Source organism: Streptococcus pseudopneumoniae (assembly GCF_001074975.1).
Taxonomy (GTDB): domain Bacteria; phylum Bacillota; class Bacilli; order Lactobacillales; family Streptococcaceae; genus Streptococcus; species Streptococcus pseudopneumoniae_D.
The window spans coordinates 15592-34731 of sequence record NZ_JUUO01000127.1; the positions used below are offsets into that span (position 1 = coordinate 15592).

Genomic DNA, 19140 nt, shown 5'->3' on the forward strand with positions numbered 1-19140 from the left:
ATGATTCCCCTACAACTCTATCTCCATTTCAACCTCTTGAGAACTGGTTTCTAAATCACTAGACAAAAGAGAAACGGCATCTGTTCTCATGTAGTAAGTATATAAGTCTTCTAGGTCTTGTTGGTTTTCAATCCCTGTTTCAATACTAATCAGAGCCTGTATAAATTCCTTGTAGTGACTCTCCATCATATCTGAAATCTTTTGTTTCATTTCCATAAATACTGAGGATGGTTCAGTTAAACTTGTTTGGTTTATGTTTTGTAAATCCTTTTCTAAGGGATTTGTTCCTTCTTCTACTTCCACTAAATCTGAACGTCCATCACCATCAGAATCTGCGCTAAGAGGATTGGTTCCTAGCGCCAATTCTTGAGCATCAGTTAGTCCATCTTGATCCGAATCACGTTGATAAATGGCTTCCATATACTTCCTTCTTTCCTAGTTAATCTTTTTTCACTCCAATCCTACCAAATATTCCTTGAAAGAAGTATCACAACAAAAAAGAGAACGAGCCAAAACTGCGTTCTCCTGAAAATGATAAAACATTACTATTAAAATAGATTACATGTAAAACTCTAATCAGGCAGAGCCTGCTAACTCATGACAGAAAAAGATGTTTAGCCTATAGTGCTGGCATTAAAAAATCCTCACACATCACGCAAGGAAATCGCTAAATAAAACAGGCTTTGACCATGTCGGGATTAATTGCAGCACATTCCAAGGATCCAGCTTTTTCTTTTTTTTATAATCGAATTTCCCAAAGAGTAAGCAAGATGAAGGCCGTCATTGCTTATGCTCATAAGATTCTCAGAATCATTTACAAACTACTTTCTGCCAAGCATACTTATCAAAAAGAGAAGGGGCTAGGACTGAGGAAACAGTTCTAACGCCAAAACTAAAAAATTTCAATTACACGCTAGTACAGGAATTGATTTTTTACGCTTTCTTACTGTTTTTTTAGAAAAAAATAGCATAAAAATCTAGTTATCCGCATAAAAACTGGACTTATCACACTTTATCAAGGTCAAAACCACTCAATTTACTACTAATTTACTACTTATGAATGAGCTTTGATACGACGATTTATCCTTGAAAAGTGAAGATATAAAGATACTTCCAATAAAATTTGAATATTTAATAGGTAGACACTTCAAAAAATGAGGTGTCTATTTTTTTACCCGATTTTGAAAGGAAGTGAACTTATGAAAACAAAAAATCAAGAATCAAAAGGTCGTTCCCCACTCTTTAAGACCATCAAACATTCATTCAGCCAATAAAAAAGAAAGGATAGGTAAAAATATGGAACTTAAATTTGTGATTCCCAACATGGAAAAAACATTCGGCAATTTAGAATTTGCTGGCGAGGATAAAGTCGTTCAGCGAAGAATCAACGGACGGCTAACTGTCTTATCAAGAAGCTATAATCTCTATTCTGATGTTCAAAGAGCAGATGATATTGTGGTGGTGCTTCCTGCTGAAGCTGGCGAAAAACATTTCGGCTTTGAGGAACGTGTGAAGTTAGTCAATCCACGTATTACCGCAGAGGGCTACAAAATCGGCACTCGTGGTTTTACAAATTACCTTTTACATGCTGACGACATGATAAAAGAATAAAGAAAGAGAGGAAAAATGATGAGATTAGCAAATGGCATTGTATTAGATAAAGACACGACTTTTGGAGAATTGAAATTCTCTGCTCTACGTCGTGAAGTGAGAATCCAAAATGAAGACGGGTCGGTTTCAGATGAAATCAAGGAACGTACCTATGACTTAAAATCCAAAGGACAAGGACGCATGATTCAAGTAAGTATTCCTGCCAGCGTGCCTTTGAAAGAGTTTGATTATAACGCACGGGTGGAACTTATCAATCCCATTGCGGACACCGTTGCTACTGCCACCTATCAAGGAGCAGATGTTGACTGGTATATCAAGGCAGACGATATTGTGCTGACAAAGGATTCTAGTTCATTCAAAGCTCAACCACAAGCAAAGAAAGAACCGACACAAGACAAATAGTCGCTAGGTAGAAAGGAGACTTTTTCGCATGAAACAGCGTGGTAAAAGGATTCGCCCATCTGGTAAAGATTTAGTCTTTCATTTTACGATAGCGTCACTCCTGCCTGTTTTCCTGCTGGTTGTCGGACTGTTTCATGTGAAGACAATCCAGCAGATCAACTGGCAGGATTTTAACCTATCACAAGCAGATAAGATTGACATTCCCTATTTAATTATCAGTTTCAGTGTCGCAATTCTTATCTGCTTGCTGGTAGCGTTTGTATTCAAACGGGTTCGCTATGATACGGTTAAACAACTTTACCACCGTCAAAAACTGGCAAAGATGATACTTGAAAACAAGTGGTATGAATCTGAACAGGTCAAAACAGAGGGTTTCTTTAAAGATAGTGCTGCTCGTACAAAGGAAAAGATAACCTACTTCCCTAAAATGTATTATCGACTTAAAAATGGCTTGATACAGATACGGGTGGAAATCACGCTGGGAAAATATCAAGACCAACTCTTACACTTGGAAAAGAAATTAGAGAGTGGCTTGTACTGTGAGCTGACGGATAAAGAGTTAAAGGATTCCTATGTGGAATATACTTTGCTCTATGACACCATAGCCAGTCGTATTTCTATTGATGAAGTAGAAGCTAAAGATGGTAAACTTCGCTTAATGAAAAACGTATGGTGGGAATATGATAAGCTCCCTCATATGTTGATTGCTGGTGGTACAGGTGGCGGTAAAACTTACTTTATACTGACACTGATTGAAGCCTTGCTTCATACAGATTCAAAACTGTATATTCTTGACCCGAAAAATGCTGACCTTGCGGACTTAGGTTCTGTGATGGCAAATGTCTACTATAGAAAAGAAGACTTGCTTTCTTGCATTGAAACATTCTATGAAGAAATGATGAAACGTAGTGAGGAAATGAAGCAGATGAAGAACTATAAGACTGGCAAAAATTATGCTTACTTAGGTCTCCCGGCACACTTCTTAATCTTTGATGAATACGTCGCTTTCATGGAAATGCTGGGAACAAAAGAAAACACCGCAGTTATGAATAAGCTGAAACAGATTGTCATGTTAGGTCGTCAAGCTGGCTTCTTTCTAATACTGGCTTGTCAACGTCCAGACGCAAAATATTTAGGCGACGGAATCCGTGATCAGTTTAATTTCAGAGTGGCTTTAGGTCGTATGTCTGAAATGGGCTATGGCATGATGTTTGGCAGTGACGTACAAAAGGATTTCTTCTTAAAGCGAATCAAAGGTCGTGGCTATGTTGATGTAGGAACAAGTGTCATATCAGAGTTTTATACTCCCCTTGTACCAAAAGGATATGATTTCTTGGAGGAAATTAAAAAGTTATCCAACAGCAGACAGTCCACGCAGGCGACGTGCGAAGCGGAAGTCGCAGGTGTGGACTGATCTTGCTGGCTGGTGTGGCAATAGCCACGCCAGCACTTACCCCCCCGTATCTAACAGGGGGGTACAAATCGACAGGAAACAGTCAAAAAAACATTAGAAAATCCTTTGGTTACAAGGGATTTACAAAATTTCAGCGTATGTCAAATGGGCTTTAAAAGTTGACATACGCCTTTTTGATTGGAGGGATTTTTACTGAATGAACAAACTTGGTTACAGCATTTAAAAGAAAAACGCTTGGCTTATGGACTATCTCAAAACCGTTTAGCTGTTGCGACTGGTATTACAAGGCAGTATCTAAGCGATATTGAAACAGGAAAAGTCAAGCCATCAGAGGATTTACAGCAGTCCCTTTGGGAAGCTCTGGAACGCTTCAATCCCGACGCTCCCCTTGAAATGCTGTTTGATTATGTAAGGATTCGCTTTCCGACAACAGACGTACAGCAGGTGGTCGAAAACATCTTACAACTGAAACTGTCCTATTTTCTTCATGAGGACTATGGTTTCTATTCTTATTCAGAGCATTATGCTTTAGGCGACATATTCGTCCTTTGCTCCCATGAACTGGACAAAGGAGTTCTGGTGGAATTGAAAGGTCGTGGGTGCAGACAATTTGAAAGCTATCTTCTGGCACAACAAAGAAGCTGGTATGAGTTCTTTATGGACGTTTTGGTGGCTGGCAGTGTGATGAAACGCCTTGACCTTGCCATTAACGATAAGACAGGGATTTTGAATATCCCTGTACTCACTGAAAAGTGCCAACAGGAAGAATGTATCTCCGTCTTCCGCAGTTTTAAAAGCTATCGCAGTGGCGAACTGGTACGCAAAGAGGAAAAGGAATGTATGGGAAACACCCTCTATATCGGTTCATTACAAAGTGAAGTTTATTTCTGTATCTATGAAAAGGACTACGAGCAGTACAAGAAAAATGATATTCCCATTGAAGACGCAGAAGTAAAAAACCGTTTTGAGATTCGATTGAAAAATGAGCGTGCCTATTATGCAGTCCGTGATTTACTCGTCTATGACAATCCAGAGCATACCGCCTTTAAAATTATCAATCGGTATATCCGTTTTGTAGATAAAGACGATTCCAAACCTCGTTCTGATTGGAAACTGAATGAAGAATGGGCTTGGTTTATTGGGAACAATCGTGAACGATTAAAACTAACCACAAAACCAGAGCCTTACTCCTTCCAAAGGACGCTGAACTGGCTATCTCATCAAGTTGCCCCGACCTTAAAGGTTGCGATTAAACTTGATGAAATCAACCAGACGCAGGTTGTAAAAGACATTCTCGACCATGCGAAACTGACAGACCGACACAAGCAGATTTTGAAGCAACAGTCAGTAAAAGAACAGGACGTGATAACAACAAAAAAATAACTCAAATACAAATTCATTGAATATAGAGAGGAGAACATTTTTATGAATTTTGGACAAAACCTTTATAACTGGTTTCTATCAAACGCTCAATCACTGGTGCTTTTAGCAATCGTTGTGATTGGCTTGTATCTTGGCTTCAAGCGTGAGTTTAGCAAACTGATTGGCTTTTTAATTATTGCGATTATTGCGGTTGGCTTAGTCTTCAACGCTGCTGGAGTAAAAGACATTTTACTAGAGCTATTCAATCGCATTATTGGTGCTTAAATAAAACCGTTCTTTTGTGGAATATAAGTGGTTTTCTTATGTTCCGCAAAGGAATGGTACACCAAACGAAGTGCGGTAGGGATTTTTGAATCTCTACAAAGAAAGGACGTGAATATATGGACGATATGCAAGTCTATATTGCGAATTTAGGCAAATACAATGAGGGCGAATTGGTCGGTGCGTGGTTTACCTTTCCCATTGACTTTGAGGAAGTCAAAGAGAAAATCGGCTTGAATGATGAATATGAGGAATACGCCATTCATGACTACGAGTTACCCTTTACGGTTGACGAATACACTTCCATTGGCGAACTCAATCGACTATGGGAAATGGTATCGGAATTACCCGAAGAATTACAATCGGAGCTATCTGCTCTGCTCACTCATTTTTCAAGCATTGAAGAACTAAGCGAACATCAAGAGGATATTATCATTCATTCCGATTGTGATGATATGTATGACGTGGCACGCTACTACATTGAAGAAACGGGTGCTTTAGGCGAAGTACCAGCTAGTCTTCAAAACTATATTGATTATCAAGCCTATGGTCGGGATTTAGACCTTTCAGGAACGTTTATCTCAACCAATCATGGGATTTTTGAAATCGTCTATTAAATCTGTCGGTACATTACTACTGGCAGATTTTCTATTTTACGGGGTGGCTCAATCAGCTACCCCTATTTTTTATGAAAGGATTGATTACATGAAGAAAATACGAAGCTATACCAGTATCTGGTCTGTGGAAAAGGTACTGTATTCTATCAATGATTTTAGACTTCCGTTTCCCATAACCTTTACGCAAATGACATGGTTTGTCGTGTCACTCTTTGCAGTGATGATACTTGGCAACTTGCCCCCTCTTTCCATGATAGAGGGAGCATTTCTCAAATACTTTGGGATTCCTGTGGCTTTCACATGGTTTATGTCTACAAAAACTTTTGATGGTAAAAAGCCTTATGGATTTTTGAAGTCTGTCATTGCTTATGCACTGCGACCAAAGCTGACCTATGCAGGAAAAAAAGTAACGCTTGGCAGAAACCAGCCACAAGAAGCCATTACAGCAGTTAGGAGTGAATTTTATGGCATATCCAATTAAATACATTGAAAACAATCTCGTCTGGAATAAAGACGGGGAATGTTATGCTTACTATGAGCTTGTTCCTTACAATTACTCATTTCTAAGTCCAGAACAGAAAATACAAGTGCATGATTCTTTCAGACAGCTTATCGCACAAAATCGTGATGGCAAAATTCATGCTTTACAAATCAGTACAGAATCCAGCATACGTTCTGCACAAGAGCGTTCCAAAAATGAAGTCACTGGCAAGCTCAAAGCGGTTGCCTATGACAAAATCGACCAACAGACAGACGCTTTAATATCCATGATTGGCGAAAATCAAGTGAACTACCGTTTCTTTATCGGCTTTAAGTTGCTTCTCAACGATCAGGAGTTTTCTATGAAAAGTCTTACCGTTGAAGCAAAAAATGCTTTGTCTGATTTTGTCTATGATGTGAACCATAAGCTGATGGGCGATTTTGTTAGTATGAGTAATGATGAAATCCTGCGTTTTCAGAAGATGGAAAAGCTCTTAGAAAATAAAATCTCTCGTCGTTTCAAAATCCGCAGGTTAGATAAGGACGACTTCGGCTATCTGATTGAACACCTTTACGGACAGACAGGCACTGCCTATGAAGAGTATGAGTACCATCTATCAAAGAAAAAGCTGGATAATGAAACGCTGATTAAATACTATGACTTGATTAAGCCTACTCGCTGTTTGGTGGAAGAAAAACAGCGATATTTGAAAATCCAGCAGGAAGATGAAACCGTCTATGTAGCTTACTTTACCATTAACAGCATTGTCGGAGAACTGGACTTCCCGTCCTCTGAAATCTTCTACTACCAGCAACAGCAATTTACATTCCCGATTGATACGTCAATGAATGTGGAAATTGTAGCGAATCGTAAAGCCCTATCTACTGTCCGCAATAAAAAGAAAGAACTGAAAGACTTGGATAACCACGCTTGGCAAAGTGATAATGAAACCAGCTCCAATGTGGCGGAAGCTCTGGAAAGTGTGAATGAGCTGGAAACCAATTTAGACCAAAGCAAGGAATCTATGTACAAGCTGTCTTATGTGGTAAGGGTATCAGCAAATGATCTTGACGAACTCAAACGTCGTTGTAATGAAGTGAAAGATTTTTATGACGATTTAAGCGTAAAACTGGTACGACCATTTGGGGATATGCTCGGCTTACATGAAGAATTTTTACCTGCCAGCAAGCGTTATATGAATGATTATATTCAATACGTGACCTCTGATTTCCTCGCTGGTTTAGGTTTTGGTGCTACTCAAATGCTGGGGGAAAATGAGGGGATTTATGTTGGCTACAGCTTAGATACTGGACGCAATGTCTATCTGAAACCTGCTCTTGCCAGTCAAGGGGTTAAGGGTTCAGTAACCAATGCGTTAGCGTCGGCTTTTGTTGGTTCGCTGGGTGGTGGTAAATCCTTTGCGAATAACCTTATCGTCTATTATGCGGTGCTTTATGGGGCACAAGCAGTGATTGTAGACCCAAAAGCAGAACGTGGCAGATGGAAAGAAACCTTGCCAGAGATTTCCCATGAAATCAATATCGTCACTCTGACTTCTGATGAGAAAAACAAAGGCTTACTTGACCCTTATGTGATTATGAAAAATCCCAAAGATTCTGAATCACTGGCTATTGATATTCTGACATTCCTTACGGGGATTTCCTCTCGTGATGGGGAACGCTTCCCAATCCTTAGAAAAGCCATTCGTGCAGTAACCAATAGTGAAGTACGAGGGTTGATGAAAGTGATTGAGGAATTACGGGTTGAGAATACGCCACTAAGTACCAGTATAGCCGACCATATCGAAAGTTTTACAGACTATGACTTTGCACATTTATTATTCAGTAATGGTTATGTGGAGCAGTCTATCAGCTTAGAAAAACAACTGAACATTATACAGGTTGCGGACTTGGTACTTCCCGACAAGGAAACTTCCTTTGAGGAATATACCACTATGGAGCTTTTATCCGTTGCTATGCTGATTGTCATTAGTACCTTTGCTTTAGACTTTATCCATACAGACCGAAGCATTTTCAAGATTGTAGATTTAGACGAAGCATGGAGCTTTTTACAGGTAGCACAAGGAAAAACACTATCTATGAAGCTGGTTCGGGCTGGTCGTGCTATGAACGCTGGGGTATATTTCGTGACCCAAAATACAGACGACCTCTTAGATGAAAAACTGAAAAATAACCTCGGCTTAAAATTTGCATTTCGTTCCACTGACCTTAACGAGATTAAAAAGACCTTAGCCTTTTTTGGTGTAGACCCAGAGGACGAAAACAATCAGAAGCGATTGCGTGATTTGGAAAACGGGCAATGCCTTATCAGTGATTTATATGGTCGTGTCGGTGTGATACAGTTCCACCCTGTATTTGAAGAACTGCTCCATGCCTTTGATACCAGACCACCTGTGCGAAAAGAGGTGTAAATGTGAAACCATCAATAGTAAACAGAATAAAATCAAACTGGACGCTGAAACGTCTAGGTAAAGTGGCAATGACAGTGGCTTTCACACTTGTGATTGCCATTTTTCTTTTAGCCATGCTGGGAACGGTGGTTCAAGCTGCGGGCTTGGTAGATGATACGGTCAATGTGGCAAATGAATACAGCCGATACCCACTTGAAAACTATCAACTGGATTTTTATGTGGATAATAGCTGGGGCTGGCTTCCGTGGAACTGGTCGGACGGGATTGGAAAACAGGTCATGTATGGACTATATGCCATTACCAATTTTATTTGGACAATCAGTTTGTATGTTTCCAATGCGACAGGTTACTTAGTACAGGAAGCCTATTCCTTAGACTTCATTTCCGCTACAGCAGATTCCATTGGTAAGAATATGCAGACCTTAGCTGGTGTGAGTGCAAACGGATTTTCAACAGAGGGTTTCTATGTTGGATTCCTCTTACTCTTGATTTTGGTTCTTGGGGTTTATGTTGCCTATACGGGACTGATAAAGAGAGAAACCACAAAGGCAATTCATGCCATTATGAATTTTGTGCTGGTGTTTATCCTATCGGCTTCCTTTATTGCCTACGCTCCCGACTACATTAAAAAAATCAATGACTTTTCATCAGACATCAGTAATGCCAGTTTATCACTTGGCACGAAGATTGTCATGCCCCATTCCGATAGTCAAGGCAAGGACAGCGTGGACTTAATCAGAGATAGCCTGTTTTCCATACAGGTTCAGCAACCGTGGCTACTGCTTCAATACAACAGTTCAGACATTGAAAGTATCGGTATTGACCGTGTGGAAAGCCTGCTCTCCACCAGCCCAGATTCCAACAATGGCGAAGACAGAGAAAAAATTGTTGCGGAAGAAATTGAAGACAGAAGCAATACCAATCTAACCATTACAAAGACCATTAACCGTTTAGGTACAGTCTTCTTCCTATTTGTCTTCAATATTGGGATTTCCATATTTGTATTCCTATTAACAGGAATCATGATTTTCTCGCAGGTACTTTTTATCATCTATGCTATGTTTCTGCCTGTGAGCTTTATTTTAAGCATGATTCCATCATTTGATGGTATGTCAAAACGAGCCATAACAAAGCTCTTTAATACCATTTTGACACGAGCTGGAATCACATTGATTATTACGACAGCATTTAGTATTTCAACCATGCTCTATACCTTATCGGCTGGTTATCCGTTCTTTTTGATTGCTTTTCTACAGATTGTGACCTTTGCAGGAATCTACTTCAAGCTGGGCGATTTAATGAGTATGTTTTCTCTACAGAGTAACGATTCTCAAAGTGTGGGAAGTCGTGTGATGAGAAAACCTCGTATGCTTATGCACGCTCACATGCACCGTCTACAGCGGAAACTTGGACGTTCCATGACTACTCTAGGGGCTGGGTCTGCCATTGTTACAGGTAAAAAAGGACAGTCGGGTTCGGGGAGTTCTGCAAGGACACAAGCAGATCACTCCCGACCAGACGGAAAGGAAAAATCAACACTTGGAAAACGTATCGGTCAAACCATCGGTACAGTAGCTGATACCAAAGACAGAATGGTAGACACTGCTAGTGGTTTGAAAGAACAGGTTAAAGATTTGCCGACCAATGCAAGATATGCAGTATATCAAGGAAAATCCAAAGTAAAAGAGAATGTCCGTGATTTAACCAGTAGTATTTCTCAAACCAAAGCGGACAGAGCCAGTGGACGCAAGGAACAGCAGGAACAAAGGCGAAAAACCATTGCGAAGCGTCGCTCTGAAATGGAACAGGTCAAACAGAAAAAACAGCCTGCTTCTTCTGTTCATGAAAGACCGACTACAAGACAAGAACAATATCATGATGAACAGACCTCAAAACAGTCTAATATTCAGACTTCATATAAGGAATCTCAACAAGCCAAACAAGAGCGTCCAGCAGTTAAGTCCGATTTTTCAAGTCCAAAAGTGGAACGCCAAGGCAATACCGTTCAAGAAAAAACCGTTCAAAAGCCAGCAACTTCAACCACTACAGCAGATAGAACTTCACAACGTCCAATCACAAAAGAACGTCCGTCTACTGTTCAAAGAGTACCACTACAAAATACAAGAAGTAGACCACCAATCAAAACCGCCACCATTAAGAAAGTCGGTAAGAAACCATGAAGTTGAAAACTTTAGTGATTGGTGGTTCTGGATTATTCTTGATGGTCTTCTCACTGCTTCTGTTTGTTGCCATTTTATTTTCAGATGAACAGGACAGCGGAATTTCCAATATTCATTATGGAGGTGTGAATGTTTCCGCAGAAGTGCTGGCTCATAAGCCTATGGTAGAAAAATATGCCAAAGAATATGGCGTTGAAGAATATGTCAACATACTTCTTGCGATTATACAGGTGGAATCGGGCGGTACTGCGGAAGATGTTATGCAGTCCTCGGAATCCCTCGGTCTTCCACCTAATTCATTGAGTACAGAAGAATCCATTAAGCAAGGTGTGAAGTATTTCAGTGAATTATTAGCCAGTAGCGAAAGGCTCAGTGTAGATTTAGAATCGGTTATCCAGTCCTACAATTATGGTGGTGGTTTCTTAGGGTATGTGGCTAATCGTGGAAATAAATATACCTTTGAACTGGCTCAAAGTTTCTCAAAAGAGTATTCAGGTGGCGAAAAAGTGTCTTACCCCAATCCCATAGCCATACCTATCAATGGGGGCTGGCGATACAACTATGGCAATATGTTTTATGTGCAACTGGTAACGCAGTATCTTGTCACAACAGAGTTTGATGATGATACGGTACAAGCCATCATGGACGAAGCACTGAAATATGAGGGCTGGCGATACGTTTACGGTGGAGCTTCCCCGACTACTTCTTTTGATTGTAGCGGACTGACACAATGGACGTATGGAAAAGCTGGAATTAACTTACCACGAACCGCACAACAGCAATATGATGTGACCCAGCATATCCCACTATCGGAAGCACAAGCTGGCGATTTGGTTTTCTTTCATTCTACCTATAACGCTGGCTCTTATATTACTCATGTTGGGATATACCTTGGCAATAACCGTATGTTTCATGCAGGCGACCCAATCGGTTATGCCGACTTAACAAGCCCCTACTGGCAACAGCATTTAGTGGGAGCAGGACGAATCAAACAATGAGAAAGGAAGATTTAATGATGAAATTTAGAAAAAATCAGAATAAAGAAAAACAGATACCAAAGGAAAAGAAACCTCGTGTCTACTATAAGGTCAATCCTCATAAAAAGGTTGTGATTGCCTTGTGGGTACTTTTAGGGCTTAGTTTCAGCTTTGCGATATTCAAGCACTTTACAGCTATAGATACTCATACTATTCACGAAACAACTATCATAGAAAAGGAATACGTTGATACTCATCATGTAGAAAATTTTGTAGAGAACTTTGCGAAAGTCTACTATTCATGGGAGCAATCCGATAAGTCCATTGATAATCGAATGGAAAGTCTAAAAGGCTATCTGACAGATGAACTTCAAGCTCTCAATGTTGATACAGTACGCAAAGATATTCCTGTATCGTCTTCTGTAAGAGGATTTCAGATATGGACGGTAGAGCCAACTGGCGACAATGAGTTTAATGTAACCTACAGTGTAGACCAGCTCATTACAGAGGGAGAAAATACAAAGACCGTCCACTCTGCTTATATAGTGAGTGTCTATGTAGATGGTTCTGGAAATATGGTACTGGTTAAGAATCCGACCATTACCAACATACCTAAGAAATCAAGTTATAAACCAAAAGCCATTGAAAGTGAGGGGACGGTTGATTCCATTACAACCAATGAAATCAATGAGTTTTTAACGACGTTCTTCAAGCTCTATCCTACAGCGACAGCCAGTGAACTTTCCTACTATGTGAATGACGGGATATTAAAACCAATCGGAAAAGAGTACATCTTTCAAGAACTGGTAAATCCTATTCACAATCGTAAGGATAATCAAGTCACGGTATCGCTGACAGTGGAGTATATCGACCAGCAGACCAAAGCAACGCAGGTATCTCAATTTGATTTGGTACTTGAAAAGAACGGGAGTAATTGGAAGATTATAGAATAACAAATATTGGTACATTATTACAGCTATTTTGTAATCACGTACTCTCTTTGATAAAAAATTGGAGATTCCTTGACAAATATGCTCTTACGTGCTATTATTTAAGTATCTATTTAAAAGGAGTTAATAAATATGCGGCAAGGTATTCTTAAATAAACTGTCAATTTGATAGTGGGAACAAATAATTGGATGTCCTTTTTTAGGAGGGCTTAGTTTTTTGTACCCAGTTTAAGAATACCTTTATCATGTGATTCTAAAGTATCCGGAGAATATCTGTATGCTTTGTATGCCTATGGTTATGCATAAAAATCCCAGTGATAAGAGTATTTATCACTGGGATTTTTATGCCCTTTTGGGCTTTTGAATGGAGGAAAATCACATGAAAATTATTAATATTGGAGTTTTAGCTCATGTTGATGCGGGAAAAACTACCTTAACAGAAAGCTTATTATATAACAGTGGAGCGATTACAGAATTAGGAAGCGTGGACAGAGGTACAACGAAAACGGATAATACGCTTTTAGAACGTCAGAGAGGAATTACAATTCAGACGGCGATAACCTCTTTTCAGTGGAAAAATACTAAGGTGAACATCATAGACACGCCAGGACATATGGATTTTTTAGCAGAAGTATATCGTTCATTATCAGTATTAGATGGGGCAATTCTACTGATTTCTGCAAAAGATGGCGTACAAGCACAAACTCGTATATTATTTCATGCACTTAGGAAAATGGGGATTCCCACAATCTTTTTTATCAATAAGATTGACCAAAATGGAATTGATTTATCAACGGTTTATCAGGATATTAAAGAGAAACTTTCTGCCGAAATTGTAATCAAACAGAAGGTAGAACTGTATCCTAATATGTGTGTGACGAACTTTACCGAATCTGAACAATGGGATACGGTAATAGAGGGAAACGATGACCTTTTAGAGAAATATATGTCCGGTAAATCATTAGAAGCATTGGAACTCGAACAAGAGGAAAGCATAAGATTTCAGAATTGTTCCCTGTTCCCTGTTTATCACGGAAGTGCAAAAAACAATATAGGGATTGATAACCTTATAGAAGTGATTACGAATAAATTTTATTCATCAACACATCGAGGTCAGTCTGAACTTTGCGGAAAAGTTTTCAAAATTGAGTATTCGGAAAAAAGACAGCGTCTTGCATATATACGTCTTTATAGTGGCGTACTGCATTTGCGAGATTCGGTTAGAATATCGGAAAAGGAAAAAATAAAAATTACAGAAATGTATACTTCAATAAATGGTGAATTATGTAAAATTGATAAGGCTTATTCCGGGGAAATTGTTATTTTGCAGAATGAGTTTTTGAAGTTAAATAGTGTTCTTGGAGATACAAAGCTATTGCCACAGAGAGAGAGAATTGAAAATCCCCTCCCTCTGCTGCAAACGACTGTTGAACCGAGCAAACCTCAACAAAGGGAAATGTTACTTGATGCACTTTTAGAAATCTCCGACAGTGACCCGCTTCTGCGATATTATGTGGATTCTGCGACACATGAAATCATACTTTCTTTCTTAGGGAAAGTACAAATGGAAGTGACTTGTGCTCTGCTGCAAGAAAAGTATCATGTGGAGATAGAAATAAAAGAGCCTACAGTCATTTATATGGAAAGACCGTTAAAAAAAGCAGAGTATACCATTCACATCGAAGTTCCACCGAATCCTTTCTGGGCTTCCATTGGTCTATCTGTAGCACAGCTTCCATTAGGGAGCGGAGTACAGTATGAGAGCTCGGTTTCTCTTGGATACTTAAATCAATCGTTTCAAAATGCAGTTATGGAGGGGATACGCTATGGCTGTGAACAAGGATTGTATGGTTGGAATGTGACGGACTGTAAAATCTGTTTTAAGTATGGCTTATACTATAGCCCTGTTAGTACCCCAGCAGATTTTCGGATGCTTGCTCCTATTGTATTGGAACAAGTCTTAAAAAAAGCTGGAACAGAATTGTTAGAGCCATATCTTAGTTTTAAAATTTATGCGCCACAGGAATATCTTTCACGAGCATACAACGATGCTCCTAAATATTGTGCGAACATCGTAGACACTCAATTGAAAAATAATGAGGTCATTCTTAGTGGAGAAATCCCTGCTCGGTGTATTCAAGAATATCGTAGTGATTTAACTTTCTTTACAAATGGACGTAGTGTTTGTTTAACAGAGTTAAAAGGGTACCATGTTACTACCGGTGAACCTGTTTGCCAGCCCCGTCGTCCAAATAGTCGGATAGATAAAGTACGATATATGTTCAATAAAATAACTTAGTGTATTTTATGTTGTTATATAAATATGGTTTCTTGTTAAATAAGATGAAATATTTTTTAATAAAGATTTGAATTAAAGTGTAAAGGAGGAGATAGTTATTATAAACTACAAGTGGATATTGTGTCCTGTATGTGGAAATAAAACACGATTAAAGATAAGGGAAGATACTGAATTAAAAAAATTCCCCCTCTATTGTCCGAAATGCAGACAAGAAAATTTAATTGAAATAAAGCAGTTCAAAGTAACTGTGATTACAGAGCCAGACGCAAAGACGCAGAGCCGATAAAATGAGATTAATACAATCTCATTTTATCGGCTCTTTCCGTTATGTATGGATTCTTTTAATTAGTCTTCGATGTTTCTTGCTTCGTTGATACCGCTGGCTAAAGATTCCATTAAGGATAGTTCTTTGTCTGTAAAGCTATCCATGTATTTCTCTATCTGTAATCGTCGGGTGCTTTTTACCAAGTTATTAGCAGGTAAGAAAAATTCATCAACGGAAACATGAAGTAACGATACAAGGTCATAAAGAACTTGTATGCTGGGGTGTTGCCCTTTATTTTCAATATTAGTTAAGTACCGTGGGTCAATTTCAATCAATGCTCCCACTTGTTCACGAGTTAAACCTCGTTTCAATCGAGCTTCTTTAATGGCTAAACCAAAGGCTCTAAAATCATATTTATCTTCTTTTTACGCATAGTAGACCACCTCTATACATTTTATTGTTCCTACTGAATTAAAAACAGGTATAGAAAAACGTGTTATATGGTTTATAGGTTTATATTTAATAAAAAGCACTACTAAACGCCAATAAAAAAAACCGTTATATGGTAGTGCTATTTACGCTGTTAAAATATTGTATATTACTTCCAAATGGCGGTTTGTTGGAGGTCAACGTCGCCATGAAGTACATCATATACAATAAATTTCCTTACATTGGGTTCTTGTCAAAAAAAGTCGTCTATCTGCAATAGATAAGTACGTCCACCAATGTGGTTTTATAAATCATATAGATAGAATAACAGAAGCATGTAAACAGAGAAATAAATCTGTTTATATGCTTTTTTGGCTATTCAGAACTTTTTTACAAAGTTTATTTATCAGTAATGCAACAAATCCCCCTTTCACATTGGGACTAAGAGTGAAAGGAGATAAACGAGCAAGGCTCACTTCCTTTCCTAGACAGAAAGGGGGTGAGAAACATGAAACCATCTTCTTTTCAGACCACAATAGAAAATCAGTTTGACTATATCTGTAAACGTGCTATGGAAGACGAGCGAAAGAATTATATGCTTTATCTTTCAAGGATTGCAAAGCGTGAGGTGTCCTTTTCGGATGTTGGCGATTATCTTGTTAGCCAGTTTGCGACAACAGATAACTATTCAACTGACTTTCAGATTTTTACACTCAATGGGTTATCAGTAGGCGTTGAAAATGATTTGTTGAGTGAAGCATTACGTGAGTTGCCAGACAAGAAACGTGAAATTCTACTGCTGTTTTACTTTATGGACATGAGCGATTCAGAAATTGCAGACCTGTTGAAATTGAACCGTTCTACTGTCTATCGGCATAGAACCAGTGGACTAGCCTTAATTAAAAAGTTTATGGAGGAATTTGAAGAATGAAAACACAATATCCTATGATTCCCTTTCCTCTCATTGTAAAGGCAACAGATGGCGATACCGAAGCGATTAACCAGATTCTACATCATTACAGAGGGTACATAACGAAGCGTTCCCTACGACTTATGAAAGATGAATATGGCAATCAAAGTATGGTCGTTGATGAAGTCTTACGTGGAAGAATGGAAACCAGACTGATTACAAAGATTTTGTCATTTGAAATTAAGTAATATCCTCTCTCCTTTCGTGGAAGCGTGCTAAACCATTCCACGCTTCCCGAACAGGGAGGTTTGTTATTCCACCAAAGCATATTGAGCTTTCAATGTGTTTTGATAGGCTAACGAGCCATTGTTCTTTGAAAACTGAATAAAAGTAATCGAATACGTTTCGATAAGAAAAGAGCCAACGGAACTAACCGCCATGACCTATCTTATAAAGATAGCGAGCGATTCATGTTAGTGATCCGAGAAGCAATCTTTAGCAGGATTGCCTGCAACGACATTCTTATCGTGATAATGATACTCCCATACAGTCAATAGTCCGAGCGTGATAAAACCGTCGCAGGCAATGAGTATGGCTACATGAGAACCATGCAGGGGTGGAACTCCCGTGAGCTTTGCTAAAGCTGTTCGATTGCTGGTAAAACAACTTTTATGAAATCCAAATAAGTGATTTGGAAAGGAGGATTTTATGAAGCAGACTGACATTCCTATTTGGGAACGTTATACCCTAACCATTGAAGAAGCGTCAAAATATTTTCGTATTGGCGAAAACAAGCTACGACGCTTGGCAGAGGAAAATAAAAATGCAAATTGGCTGATTATGAATGGCAATCGTATTCAGATTAAACGAAAACAATTTGAAAAAATTATAGATACATTGGACGCAATCTAGCGTCGCCAAAGGGTCTTGTATATGATAAAATAGTATTAAGTCGTATCAAGGCTCTTTCCATAAAGGAAAGGAGCAAATGCCATGTCAGAAAAAAGACGTGACAATAAAGGTCGAATCTTAAAGACTGGAGAGAGCCAACGAAAAGACGGAAGATACTTATACAAATATATAGATTCATTTGGAGAACCGCAATTTGTTTACTCGTGGAAACTTGTGGCTACAGACCGAGTACCAGCAGGAAAGCGTGATTGTATCTCACTTAGAGAGAAAATCGCAGAGTTACAGAAAGACATTCATGATGGTATTGATGTTGTAGGAAAGAAAATGACACTCTGCCAGCTTTACGCAAAACAGAACGCTCAAAGACCAAAGGTTAGAAAAAACACTGAAACTGGACGCAAATATCTTATGGATATTTTGAAGAAAGACAAGTTAGGTGTAAGAAGTATTGACAGTATTAAGCCATCAGACGCTAAAGAATGGGCTATTAGAATGAGTGAAAATGGTTATGCTTATCAAACCATCAATAACTACAAACGTTCTTTAAAGGCTTCATTCTATATTGCTATACAAGATGATTGTGTTCGGAAGAATCCATTTGACTTTCAACTGAAAGCAGTTCTTGATGATGATACTGTCCCTAAGACCGTACTAACAGAAGAACAGGAAGAAAAACTGTTAGCCTTTGCAAAAGCTGATAAAACCTACAGCAAAAATTATGATGAAATTCTGATACTCTTAAAAACAGGTCTTCGTATTTCAGAGTTTGGTGGTTTGACACTTCCAGATTTAGATTTTGAGAATCGTCTTGTCAATATAGACCATCAGCTATTGAGAGATACTGAAATTGGGTACTACATTGAAACACCAAAGACCAAAAGTGGCGAACGTCAAGTTCCTATGGTTGAAGAAGCCTATCAAGCATTTAAGCGAGTGTTAGCGAATCGAAAGAATGATAAGCGTGTTGAGATTGATGGATATAGTGATTTCCTCTTTCTTAATAGAAAGAACTATCCAAAAGTGGCAAGTGATTACAACGGCATGATGAAAGGTCTTGTTAAGAAATACAATAAGTATAACGAGGATAAATTGCCACACATCACTCCACATAGTTTGCGACATACATTCTGTACCAACTATGCAAATGCAGGAATGAATCCAAAGGCATTACAGTACATTATGGGACATGCTAATATAGCCATGACGCTGAACTATTACGCACATGCAACATTCGATTCTGCAATGGCAGAAATGAAACGCTTGAATAAAGAGAAGCAACAGGAGCGTCTTGTTGCTTAGTAGTACAAATGAATTTACTACTTATTTACCACTTCTGACAGCTAAGACATGAGGAAATATGCAAAGAAACGTGAAGTATCTTCCTACAGTAAAAATACTCGAAAGCACATAGAATAAGGCTTTACGAGCATTTAAGAAAATATAAAAAGATAATTAGAAATTTATACTTTGTTTCAAATAAAAAAGATGACTTACTGAACCTGTAAGCCACCTAGTCAGTCGGTTTATTCTGGTGTCTGCCACCGCTTGGCCCTTACGTCCAAGATTGCTATCGGATTTCGTTCTGGTGTCCGCCACCGCTTGGCCCTTATGTCCAAGA

At 38.8% G+C, this 19140-nt stretch carries 20 protein-coding genes and 2 pseudogenes; 19 read left to right on the forward strand and 3 right to left on the reverse strand.

What is annotated here, in order from left to right:
* Positions 1-9: 9 nt before the first annotated feature.
* Positions 10-420: a thrombospondin type 3 repeat-containing protein gene (locus ADI86_RS08370; RefSeq protein ID WP_049532574.1), complete on the reverse strand. Its 411-nt coding sequence runs from the start codon at positions 418-420 to the stop codon at positions 10-12.
* 876 nt (positions 421-1296) lie between these two features.
* On the opposite strand from ADI86_RS08370, the gene ADI86_RS08380 reads away from it, so the two are divergent.
* From ADI86_RS08380 to ADI86_RS11390, 15 genes and pseudogenes are all read left to right on the forward strand, one after another.
* Positions 1297-1611 carry a YdcP family protein gene (locus ADI86_RS08380; protein ID WP_000420682.1) on the forward strand — a complete coding sequence of 105 codons (315 nt, stop codon included), beginning with the start codon at positions 1297-1299 and terminating at the stop codon, positions 1609-1611.
* 15 nt (positions 1612-1626) lie between these two features.
* The gene (locus tag ADI86_RS08385; protein WP_000985015.1) at positions 1627-2013 is read left to right on the forward strand and encodes a YdcP family protein; all 387 of its coding nucleotides are present in this window, start codon (positions 1627-1629) and stop codon (positions 2011-2013) included.
* Between the two features lie 28 nt (positions 2014-2041).
* Entirely contained in the window at positions 2042-3427 is a 1386-nt protein-coding gene (locus tag ADI86_RS08390) for an FtsK/SpoIIIE domain-containing protein (protein WP_049532575.1), read from the forward strand.
* Between the two features lie 2 nt (positions 3428-3429).
* Positions 3430-3582: a hypothetical protein gene (locus ADI86_RS11380; RefSeq protein ID WP_031764745.1), complete on the forward strand. Its 153-nt coding sequence runs from the start codon at positions 3430-3432 to the stop codon at positions 3580-3582.
* 22 nt (positions 3583-3604) lie between these two features.
* The gene (gene mobT, locus ADI86_RS08395) at positions 3605-4810 is read left to right on the forward strand and encodes a MobT family relaxase (protein ID WP_049532576.1); all 1206 of its coding nucleotides are present in this window, start codon (positions 3605-3607) and stop codon (positions 4808-4810) included.
* Between the two features lie 42 nt (positions 4811-4852).
* On the forward strand, positions 4853-5074 hold the full coding sequence (locus ADI86_RS08400; protein ID WP_001009056.1) for a hypothetical protein: 222 nt from the start codon (positions 4853-4855) through the stop codon (positions 5072-5074).
* A 116-nt stretch (positions 5075-5190) separates the two neighbouring features.
* Positions 5191-5688: an antirestriction protein ArdA gene (locus ADI86_RS08405; protein ID WP_000342539.1), complete on the forward strand. Its 498-nt coding sequence runs from the start codon at positions 5191-5193 to the stop codon at positions 5686-5688.
* A gap of 88 nt (positions 5689-5776) precedes the next feature.
* The gene (locus ADI86_RS08410) at positions 5777-6169 is read left to right on the forward strand and encodes a conjugal transfer protein (RefSeq protein WP_000723888.1); all 393 of its coding nucleotides are present in this window, start codon (positions 5777-5779) and stop codon (positions 6167-6169) included.
* On the forward strand, positions 6153-8600 hold the full coding sequence (locus ADI86_RS08415) for an ATP-binding protein (RefSeq protein WP_000331160.1): 2448 nt from the start codon (positions 6153-6155) through the stop codon (positions 8598-8600). Before ADI86_RS08410 ends, ADI86_RS08415 begins: the two co-directional genes overlap by 17 nt.
* 2 nt (positions 8601-8602) lie before the next feature.
* Entirely contained in the window at positions 8603-10780 is a 2178-nt protein-coding gene (locus tag ADI86_RS08420) for a CD3337/EF1877 family mobilome membrane protein (protein ID WP_000804748.1), read from the forward strand.
* Positions 10777-11778 (forward strand): lysozyme family protein, encoded by a 1002-nt coding sequence (locus ADI86_RS08425; RefSeq protein WP_000769868.1) that lies wholly within the window; start codon positions 10777-10779, stop codon positions 11776-11778. The genes ADI86_RS08420 and ADI86_RS08425 overlap by 4 nt, the downstream gene beginning before the upstream one ends.
* Complete coding sequence (locus ADI86_RS08430) at positions 11775-12710, forward strand: conjugal transfer protein (protein ID WP_001224320.1); 936 nt, start codon at positions 11775-11777, stop codon at positions 12708-12710. The genes ADI86_RS08425 and ADI86_RS08430 overlap by 4 nt, the downstream gene beginning before the upstream one ends.
* Before the next feature lie 313 nt (positions 12711-13023).
* Positions 13024-13071: pseudogene (locus ADI86_RS12575) on the forward strand (hypothetical protein); the annotation flags it as partial.
* A gap of 15 nt (positions 13072-13086) precedes the next feature.
* Positions 13087-15006, forward strand: coding sequence for a tetracycline resistance ribosomal protection protein Tet(M) (gene tet(M), locus ADI86_RS08435; RefSeq protein ID WP_049532577.1), 1920 nt, complete (start codon positions 13087-13089; stop codon positions 15004-15006).
* Positions 15007-15124: 118 nt separating this feature from the next.
* A complete protein-coding gene (locus ADI86_RS11390) occupies positions 15125-15292 on the forward strand; it encodes a cysteine-rich KTR domain-containing protein (RefSeq protein WP_000336323.1) in 168 nt (55 codons plus the stop codon).
* Positions 15293-15351: 59 nt separating this feature from the next.
* Here ADI86_RS11390 and ADI86_RS08440 read toward each other — a convergent pair.
* Positions 15352-15696 (reverse strand): annotated as a pseudogene (locus ADI86_RS08440) (helix-turn-helix domain-containing protein); the annotation flags it as partial.
* Positions 15697-16208: 512 nt separating this feature from the next.
* Between ADI86_RS08440 and ADI86_RS08445 the strand changes: the two are divergent.
* Positions 16209-16631, forward strand: coding sequence for a sigma-70 family RNA polymerase sigma factor (locus tag ADI86_RS08445; RefSeq protein WP_000804885.1), 423 nt, complete (start codon positions 16209-16211; stop codon positions 16629-16631).
* Positions 16628-16858 (forward strand): helix-turn-helix domain-containing protein, encoded by a 231-nt coding sequence (locus ADI86_RS08450; RefSeq protein WP_000857133.1) that lies wholly within the window; start codon positions 16628-16630, stop codon positions 16856-16858. The genes ADI86_RS08445 and ADI86_RS08450 overlap by 4 nt, the downstream gene beginning before the upstream one ends.
* 225 nt (positions 16859-17083) lie before the next feature.
* Here ADI86_RS08450 and ADI86_RS12365 read toward each other — a convergent pair whose 3' ends face one another.
* A complete protein-coding gene (locus ADI86_RS12365; protein ID WP_001845478.1) occupies positions 17084-17335 on the reverse strand; it encodes a hypothetical protein in 252 nt (83 codons plus the stop codon).
* On the opposite strand from ADI86_RS12365, the gene ADI86_RS08455 reads away from it, so the two are divergent.
* A complete protein-coding gene (locus ADI86_RS08455; RefSeq protein ID WP_000814511.1) occupies positions 17319-17522 on the forward strand; it encodes an excisionase in 204 nt (67 codons plus the stop codon). The two genes, ADI86_RS12365 and ADI86_RS08455, sit on opposite strands and share 17 nt — an antisense overlap.
* An 81-nt stretch (positions 17523-17603) precedes the next feature.
* Positions 17604-18821 (forward strand): tyrosine-type recombinase/integrase, encoded by a 1218-nt coding sequence (locus tag ADI86_RS08460; RefSeq protein WP_001291561.1) that lies wholly within the window; start codon positions 17604-17606, stop codon positions 18819-18821.
* Positions 18822-19140: the final 319 nt, after the last annotated feature.